This is a genomic window from Schnuerera sp., from assembly GCF_035459645.1.
Taxonomy (GTDB): Bacteria; Bacillota; Clostridia; order Tissierellales; family Tepidimicrobiaceae; genus Schnuerera.
On record NZ_DATHXO010000282.1, the window covers coordinates 1 to 8,093 of the forward strand.

At 28.4% G+C, this 8,093-nt stretch carries 7 protein-coding genes, 1 rRNA gene and 1 other annotated feature; of the genes, 7 read left to right on the forward strand and 1 reads right to left on the reverse strand.

The annotated features are described in order from the left end of the window. From VK998_RS06580 to VK998_RS06590, 3 genes are all read left to right on the forward strand, one after another. The coding region (locus tag VK998_RS06580; RefSeq protein WP_325226751.1) for a Smr/MutS family protein at window positions 1–638 on the forward strand (638 nt) is incomplete at its 5' end. 53 nt (window positions 639–691) lie between these two features. Beyond that, window positions 692–894 (forward strand) — a binding site (T-box leader). Between the two features lie 44 nt (window positions 895–938). Continuing rightward, entirely contained in the window at window positions 939–2,639 is a 1,701-nt protein-coding gene (gene argS, locus VK998_RS06585; RefSeq protein WP_325226753.1) for an arginine--tRNA ligase, read from the forward strand. A gap of 11 nt (window positions 2,640–2,650) precedes the next feature. Continuing rightward, window positions 2,651–3,619, forward strand: a complete 969-nt coding sequence (locus VK998_RS06590; RefSeq protein WP_325226755.1) for a hypothetical protein — start codon at window positions 2,651–2,653, stop codon at window positions 3,617–3,619. 28 nt (window positions 3,620–3,647) lie between these two features. Here VK998_RS06590 and VK998_RS06595 read toward each other — a convergent pair whose 3' ends face one another. Then, window positions 3,648–3,842 (reverse strand): hypothetical protein, encoded by a 195-nt coding sequence (locus VK998_RS06595; RefSeq protein WP_325226756.1) that lies wholly within the window; start codon window positions 3,840–3,842, stop codon window positions 3,648–3,650. Window positions 3,843–4,034: 192 nt separating this feature from the next. Here VK998_RS06595 and VK998_RS06600 point away from each other — a divergent pair, with 192 nt between their 5' ends. From VK998_RS06600 to VK998_RS06615, 4 genes are all read left to right on the forward strand, one after another. Further along, a complete protein-coding gene (locus VK998_RS06600) occupies window positions 4,035–5,804 on the forward strand; it encodes a B12-binding domain-containing radical SAM protein (protein WP_325226758.1) in 1,770 nt (589 codons plus the stop codon). A 6-nt stretch (window positions 5,805–5,810) separates the two neighbouring features. Continuing rightward, window positions 5,811–6,569, forward strand: coding sequence for a hypothetical protein (locus VK998_RS06605; protein WP_325226761.1), 759 nt, complete (start codon window positions 5,811–5,813; stop codon window positions 6,567–6,569). Further along, window positions 6,562–7,707 carry a tetratricopeptide repeat protein gene (locus tag VK998_RS06610; protein WP_325226763.1) on the forward strand — a complete coding sequence of 382 codons (1,146 nt, stop codon included), beginning with the start codon at window positions 6,562–6,564 and terminating at the stop codon, window positions 7,705–7,707. Before VK998_RS06605 ends, VK998_RS06610 begins: the two co-directional genes overlap by 8 nt. 290 nt (window positions 7,708–7,997) lie before the next feature. Continuing rightward, window positions 7,998–8,093: ribosomal RNA gene (locus VK998_RS06615) — 16S ribosomal RNA — on the forward strand; the annotation flags it as partial.

Below are 8,093 nucleotides of genomic sequence, written 5' to 3' on the forward strand. Positions count from 1 at the left end.
TTAGAGTTGCCAAAGCTGAATCAAATCAGATAGTCAGTGAGTTAAGGCAAATATCCTCAGAAATAGAAAGGGATCGAAATAAGAAAATTCACCAAGCTCAAGAAAAATTACAATCAAATTTAGATGAAGTAGAAAGTTCATTATCTAAAAATGTTTTAAATGTAAAATCTAAAGAAGTGCCTAAAAATTTAAAAATTGGTGAAACCGTTGAAGTGTTGTCATTAAACCAAATTGGAAATGTACTAGAGCTTCCTGATGAAACTGGAAATGTTTTAGTTCAAGTAGGGATTATGAAAGTAAATGTTCATATTTCAACATTGAGGCGAGCAGAAGAAATGGAATCAGAAAAAACTCATACCAGTACTAAAAAAATAATAAAATCCAAATCATCTAATATAAAAAATGAAATAGATTTAAGAGGTTATACTCTAGATGAAGCATTATTGGATCTTGATAAATATATTGATGATGCCTATATAGCAGGCTTGAAAGAAGCATACATTATTCATGGTAAAGGAACAGGAGTATTAAGAGAAGGAATAAAATCCTATATAAAGGTACACAAGAATATAAAAACTTTCCGAACTGGAAAGTATGGAGAAGGTGGAGAAGGAGTTACAGTAATAGAACTGAAATAGTTCTTGAATTATTTATGCTAATATTGTATATTATAGATTAATAACCAAATATATAAAAACCTTTGAAGGGGAGAGTAAAATATAGTACTTTGTCATAGCGAACTGGGATGGTGAGAGCCAGTACAAAGTTATATTTGAAGAGGATCTTTGAGGATAAGTCTGAAATATTAGTAGGATATTACGCTAGTTGCGTTAAAAACTTTGAGTGGGCCATGGCCAACAAGAGTGGTAACACGGGATAGCTCTCGTCTCTTATTTGAGATGAGAGTTTTAATATTTATTAAAGGAGGTAATAAGAAAATGATTGATTTTAAAAAAGAAGTTGTAAAATTAATTCTTCAGGTTGTTGATGATTTAACAGAAGAGGAAATTGAATCTTTAGTAGAAATTCCACCAAATTATGATATGGGAGATTATGCGTTTCCATGTTTTAGATTAGCTAAAACCTTTAGAAAAGCTCCTAATTTAATAGCAGAAGATTTATCCAATAAAATTGATGGAGGAGAATTCTTTCAGAAAGTTGAAAACGCAGGCCCTTATATCAACTTTTTTATAGACAAATCAAAATTAGCAGAAACAGTACTTAAAGGGGTAGCAGAAGAAAAAGAAAAATTTGGATCTTCAGACATAGGCAATGACAGAACTGTTTTAGTAGAGTTTTCTTCCCCTAATATAGCAAAACCGTTCCATATAGGCCATATAAGAACTACCGTTATAGGAAATGCTATAGAAAAAATATTTAAATTTCAAGGTTTCAATACAATAAGATTAAACCATTTGGGAGACTATGGGACCCAGTTTGGAATGCTTATAGCAGCCTATAAAAAATGGGGAGATATGAAAGTAATAGAAGCAGATCCTATAAACGAATTATTAAAATTATATATAAAATTTAATGAAGAAGCAGACAAAGATGAAAGCTTAAGAGATGAAGCTAGATATTGGTTCAAAGAATTAGAAGAAGGAAATGAAGAAGCTTTAGAGCTATGGCAATGGATAAGAGATATAAGTTTAAAGGAATTTAATAAGGTATATGATCTATTAAATATCAAATACGATTCTTATGATGGAGAAAGTTTTTATTCAGATAAAATGTCAAGAGTAATAGAAGAATTAGAAGAAAAAGGTTTACTAAAAGAGTCAGAAGGAGCCTCCATAGTAGATTTAGAACCCTTTGACATGCCTCCTGCTCTTATTAAAAAACGAGACGGTTCAACTCTATATATAACTAGGGATATAGCTGCAGCCATATATAGAAAAGAACATTATGATTTTTATAAAAATATATATGTAGTTGCATCTCAACAAAATCTCCATTTTAAACAATGGATAAAGATAATTGATCTAATGGGATATGAATGGGCTTATGACTGTGTTCATATACCTTTTGGAATGGTAAGCCTAGAGGACGGTACATTATCCACTAGACAAGGAAGAGTCGTATTTCTGGAAGATGTATTAAATAGAGCTATAGAAAGCACTAAAAAAATAATAGAAGATAGAAATCCAAATCTGGAAAACAAAGAAGAAGTAGCACAACAAGTTGGAGTTGGAGCAATTGTATTTCAAGAACTCTTTAATAACAGAATTAAAGACTATGTATTCAGCTGGGAAAGAACTCTTAGTTTTGAAGGGGAAACAGGACCTTATGTTCAATATACCCATGCAAGAGCCAATAGTCTTTTAGAAAAAGGTAAGTTTAAATTAGAAGATAAAGTGGACTATAGTCTTCTTAAAGAAGAAGATGAAATTAATTTAATCCGGTTACTATACAATTTTCCAACAGCAGTAATGGATGCTTTAGAAAAATATGAGCCATCTTTTGTAACAAGACATATAGTAGAAATAGCTAAAGCTTTTAACAAATTTTATAATAGCTGTCCAATTATGTCAGCAGAAGAAGAACTAAAAAAAGCAAGATTGAATCTAGTCTATGCAGCAAAAACTGTTATAAAGACGGGGTTAGGATTACTTGGAATAGAAACTCCAAATAAAATGTAGGGGTAGATATAATGGATTTAGAAAAAGTAATTTATCCTTTGATGGTAGCATTCGAAGAAGATATTCAGAAAAACAATGGACCTTCCCATATTACAGATCTGATTATTTTAACGATAAAATCCTTATTACCATCAGAGGTAATTGTAAGAGTAGATATCGACTATAGAAGGTATAAGGAAGAGTTAAATCTTTGGAAATACTATAGAAATGGAGATAACCCTTCCCTCATGAATATTTTAGAAAGCATGAAGCCTAATATCTATTGGAAAGGCAAAGACAACACCCTTTATTACCGACTACTTCCTATTATACTAGCCAATAAAGATTTTGAAGCAATAAAAGAAGAAGTTATAAAAAACATATTATTTACTACAGGAAATATTGAAACCTTAATAGAAGGCGTATTGTTATCAAAAATTATTCACAATCTATTGTTAGGGAAAAATGATGTAATATTTGGATTAAAAGATGAAATAATAAATTTATCTCAAAGAGAATTTTTAGAAAAGTATAAGGAATACTTTAGGATTCCAATAGAAGAATATGAGAGCAATTTTTCTGTGGAATTTGAACAATATAAAATATACGCGTTAAATGTATTGAACCAATCTTATTCTAATAGATTTAAAATATTAGAAGATTGTGTTGAGATACTTTTAGATAACAAAGAAGGCAATACAACAATAGGTAAGTATATTAATAGTTACGAAAATGGGGAAATAAATAAAAAGTTTCAATTAGACAACCACTATAAGGAATTAGGAGTATATGTATTCAATCTTAGAAATGGAAGAATTGATCCAAAATTATTAAAAATCCATAAGTACCAATTACCTGATGTTTTTAAATTCCAACAAGGGGAAGTTTTCTACCATTCCTTATTGAATAAAGCAAAGGTAATAAAAAGAGAAGATATTGGGGAAAAAGTTACCATACATTTAAAAACTAAATCAGGAATATATAGACTTGTAAATAATTAAAACCTTCCCACTGGGAAGGTTTGTTCTATTATCTATTTAAATATTCCACAAATTCATCTTCAGTGCTATCAGCTAATGCACTTAATTCCTTAACTATACTATTTTTTAATTCTATAAAAGCTTCAATCTTTGTGTTGGTGCCTGTATATTCCAAGGCTTCAATAATCATTAACATATCTTCTTTAGACATTTCTTGGATTGATATTTTGTCGAATTCTCTCATTAAATAACCCCTTTCATTATTTGTTATCCTATTTTATACTTAATACTATATACTATTCTATACTTTTTTCAAAAAACCTTCAATAAGACAAAAGAAGACAAAGAAAATTATTTTAAAATATCTACTGAGGGTGTAGGAATTAGAAGGATTGTGCTATAATGAAAATAGTTTACAAAAGAAAGGTGGAAAAATATGAAGGTAATATTAACCACATTAAACTCAAAATTTATCCATTCAGCGTTATCTATTCGCTATATAAAATCTTATTCTGATGATATAGTTCCCATAGAATTAATGGAATTTACTGTTAATCAAAATATTGATTATATAGTTGGTGAAATATATAAGAAAAATCCAGATATCATAGGGTTTTCCACCTATATATGGAATAGAGAAGAAACATTAAAAATATGTGAAGTCTTAAAAATCATTAAACCAGAGATGAAAATTATACTAGGGGGACCTGAAGTATCTTTTGATGGAAAGGATATTTTACAAAACAATTTCTTTGTAGACATTGTAGTCTATGGAGAAGGAGAAGCTACATTTAGAGAATTACTAAAAACCTCTCTAGATGGAAAAGATGACTATAGTAAAGTAAAAGGAATTTTTTGTAGAGAAGGAAAGGAAATAATACAAACACCTCCAAGACCATTAATTGAGAAACTGGATTCCATACCTTCTCCTTATGTAGAGATTGGAGATGAATTTAAGAATAAAATTGTTTATTTTGAAAGTTCTAGAGGCTGCCCTTTTAACTGTCAATTTTGTCTATCTTCTACCATTAAAGGGGTTAGATATTTTGATTTAGAACGGGTAAAAAAAGATTTAGATAGCCTTATTAAAGCTGAAGTAAAGCAGGTGAAATTTGTAGATAGAACATTTAATGCCAATAAAAAATATGCAATGGAGATTATGAACTTTATTATAGAAAAAAATCCGAAGAATATTAATTTTCATTTTGAAGTAACAGCTCATCTATTAGATAGGGAAATGTTAAACTTCATTAAAAAAGCTAAAGAGGGACTATTCCAATTTGAAATAGGAGTTCAATCAACCAATTCCAAAACCATTGAAGCAGTTGGTAGAACTACTGATTTTAACAAATTAAAATTAGTGTGTAAAGAAATAAAAAGTAATAACAATATACATCAGCATTTAGATTTAATAGCTGGACTTCCTTATGAAAACTATGAAAGTTTTAAAAAATCCTTTAACGATGTATATGAGATAAAACCGGAAAAAATCCAATTAGGATTTTTAAAACTTTTAAAAGGTTCTGGATTGAGGAAAGATAAGGATAAACACAATTTTAAATTCTTAGATCAGCCACCTTATGAAGTGCTAGAAACAGACTATATTTCATATAGGGAGATGTTGAAATTAAAAGGAATAGAAGACTTAGTTGAGAAATATTTTAATGAAGGGTATTTTAAGCATTCTTTAGAATATTTGATTAGAAACAAATATATTACTGCCTTTGATTTTTTTGAAGATCTTTTAAAATACTGGGAGAAAAATAAATACCATACAATATCTCATAGTAGAAATAGACTATATAAGATTCTATTAGATTTTTATATAAGAAAAGATTTTGATAATTCTGTTGTTTTCAAAGAATTAATGAAATATGATTATATATATAACAACAATAATCCAAATATTCCTAGATTCTTAGAAAGGACTGAAGTAAAGCTTATTCAAAGAAATAAGCATAATATATTAAAAAATGAGAAACTTCTAGACAAATATCTAAATCAGTACAAGAATATAGCTACTAAGAAGATAATAAATAAAATTCATATTGAAAAGTTTAAAGTAGATATTGAAGAATTGATAAGCAATCAATATTCAATGGATAATAATATGCTAAAAGATAGATATATACTATTTGATTATAAGAATGGTTCAATAATTAGATGTAAAACCTATGATATAACAGAATTTATCAACAAGGAGTGATTATTTTTGAATTTCTTTAAAGATATGATTTTAGTAAATAAAACTACCTTAAAGAAAAGTGTAACAAGTTTTAGTAAAAATTGGATTATATTCTTTACAGGATTAGTCTATGTAATTTTAAATATAGCTATAATTCTAATCGTTAGCACATTGTTTAGAGGGGTATTGTCCATTTTAGCAGGTCTTGTAATGGCAATTGTAACTAGTAGTCTTATATCCAATTATTTATATTTATTATTCAATATAATTAACTATGATAGGATAACTTGGAATGACTTTAAACAAGGATTTAAACATTTTTTATGGAAAGTATATGGGATATTCTTCATAGCATGGATAGGGAGTTTTATTTTAACATCTATTGCAGGCATATTGGGAATCAATGCAAAATTATTAAGTAGAGTGGTAAGTATAGTTATATTAGTAAGTTTAAATCCATTACCTGAAACCATATATCAAAAATATTTATCATCAGGAGAAAGTATAAAATATGCCTTTGAATTCATGAAGGACAATTGGATAAATTGGTTAATACCTAATGCAATATTTACTTTGGTACTATATCAAATAACCAATACTTTGATATTAAATATGTTCGTTACTCATTTAAGCTTTAATTTTGATTTTACTTTGGAAAGTTTGACTCTCTATATTTTAGGTCAAGGATTATTTTCATTCATTATGATATATAGAGGTCACTTATTTAAATTATTAAGTACAAGCACACCAAGAAAAAGAATGTATATGAATAAATTCTATGATTAAAGGTGATAAAATGAAGATTGTTGATGATTATTTTTTAAAAAAAGTAGACAGGGTTTCTTTTGTTCAGCTAAAAAAGGGAACTAAAATAGAAATAGGAAACTATACTATAAAAGAAGATATTCCTCTTCCTATAGTAACAACTACTTTGATAGAGGAAATAAAAGAAGGCCATATAGAAGAAGAACTAAAAGTATCCTATATAATAGATGGAGCTATTTATATTTTGGGTATAGATATAGATTTTAAACACAAAAATGAATATAAAAAAATACTATATAACTATAATCCAGATATTGAAGGATATATATTATTTAAAGGTTTTCAATTTGTGAAAGAGGATAACTTAGACAGTGGAGCCATATTCTTTAGAGCATTAGCAGGGCTAAATCCTGAGAATATAGAAGGATTATTTAACTATGCTCTTTCTTTAGAAAATATAGGGAAAAACTTTATAGACTTAGGGCATAAAGATAAGGGCGAGGCTTTCCTAATAGAGTCAACTAGTCAATTGGAAGGTATTCTTGATATTGACATAAACTATCCTTTGGCGTATTACAAGCTAGGTTATCATTATAAATACTATGAGCAATTTCAAAAAGCAAAATTAATATGGGAAAAATATCTTACATTAGATAAGGAAGAGGAAAGAGTCCAAGAAATACGAGAACAAGTAGAGATAATAGAAGATGATGCAAAGTTTGAAGAAGGAATAAATTATATAACTAAGGGGCATTACCAAGAAGCTTTAGACAACCTTATACCTTTATCTTATAAACATAAAAAATGGTGGAATATATTTTATTTAGTTGGGCTAGCCTACAAAGGGATAGGTGAGTATGAAGAAGCAATTGATTATTTTTATGAAGCATTAAATCTAGAAGGAACAGATGTAAATATATACAACGAACTAGGCATATGTCTATTTAGTTTAGGAGATATTCAGGAAGCCATCAATATATTCAATCAAGGTATTGACCAAGATGATACAGACTATAGAATAATTTTTAATAGAGGGTTAGCATATTTTAAATTAGGTTTAGTCGACAAAGGTAAAGAAGATATAAAAGCAGCCTATATATTGAATCCAAATGATAGGGTTGTGGGAAATTATATGAAACAATTAGAAACTTATTATTAAAACATAAAAAAGAGATATCAATAGATATAAATAGGAAAAAGGCAATAACATCAAATTTTCAATTAAAATGGCGATTAATAGGTATTGAATACCTATTAAAAATATGTTAAGTTATTAAATGTCGTCAGAAAACAGGCGACTACAAAGTTGAAAAAAATGATATAAAAACTTAAAAAAAATATTGACAACAAACACATAATATGCTATGCTAATATAGCATCACAAATGAACCTAGACAACTAAACAGTGTGAAGTACTTTGAGTAAGAAATAATGAATCAGGCAAACTTTTATAATGAGAGTTTGATCCTGGCTCAGGACGAACGCTGGCGGCGTGCCTAACACATGCAAGTCGAGCGAAGAACTTATCATGAAACCTTCGGGTTG

Coding starts and splice junctions, on each gene's coding strand:
- VK998_RS06600 (WP_325226758.1), top strand. CDS start 4,035: ATGAAGGTAATATTAACCACATTAAACTCAAAATTTATCCATTCAGCG.
- VK998_RS06590 (WP_325226755.1), top strand. CDS start 2,651: ATGGATTTAGAAAAAGTAATTTATCCTTTGATGGTAGCATTCGAAGAA.
- VK998_RS06595 (WP_325226756.1), bottom strand. CDS start 3,842: ATGAGAGAATTCGACAAAATATCAATCCAAGAAATGTCTAAAGAAGAT.
- argS (WP_325226753.1), top strand. CDS start 939: ATGATTGATTTTAAAAAAGAAGTTGTAAAATTAATTCTTCAGGTTGTT.
- VK998_RS06610 (WP_325226763.1), top strand. CDS start 6,562: ATGATTAAAGGTGATAAAATGAAGATTGTTGATGATTATTTTTTAAAA.